This is a genomic window from Mesorhizobium sp. M7A.F.Ca.US.014.04.1.1, assembly GCF_003998745.1.
Classification (GTDB): Bacteria; Pseudomonadota; Alphaproteobacteria; order Rhizobiales; family Rhizobiaceae; genus Mesorhizobium; species Mesorhizobium ciceri.
This window is the reverse complement of sequence record NZ_RZRW01001343.1, coordinates 1-607: the sequence shown is the minus strand read 5'-3', so window position 1 is coordinate 607 and position 607 is coordinate 1. Positions and strand designations below refer to the sequence as shown.

General features: G+C 59.5%; 1 pseudogene. It reads left to right on the top strand.

The annotated features are described in order from the left end of the window. Positions 1-314: 314 nt before the first annotated feature. Positions 315-607: pseudogene (locus EOA22_RS36450) on the top strand (hypothetical protein); the annotation flags it as partial.

The window sequence follows — 607 nt, the reverse complement described above, 5'->3', positions numbered from 1 at the left end:
CCTGCTGGCCTCGATCCACTGGCCGCCGCCGAGGTACAAGGCATGGGGACGTCGAACGCGAGCACGTTGGCTTCAATGCTCAACCGGCCTAAGGGTTAAGGACCGAGTGGAGCCGCGCCTTGAGGGTGGCTGCAGCATGCCAGGACATAGCCGACCGAGTTCTGCCGCGTCCGGCATGGCCAAAATAGGAATTGACCCCTCGCCCGAGTCAATTCTTGCTTGACATTTACGTTCCCGTTCTGTTCACTTCCCGAGCCTGCCGGAAAGGCCAACTGCCATGCTCATGCCGATCATCACGTAAGGCGCTCAAAGGGATGAACCTGCTCAACGGCGAACTTAGGAGCGACTTGATGTGCTCCCTCCATCACGCGTGCGACACGCTAGGAGGAACCGCGATGGGAACGATGTACTTCGATGCCGAGGTCAAAGCCGAGTTGCACTCTGAAGCGGTGAAGCTTGTCGCCCGCTACGAAAGCCCGCTTGAGACCGTGAAGGCGCTGATGGCCTACAACCGCGAGCCAGAGACTCAGATACTCGCCATAGCCCAGGCATCCGGGGATAGGTTCCATTGGCTACGACGATACGCCCCCTGTTGTAGGATGACCGG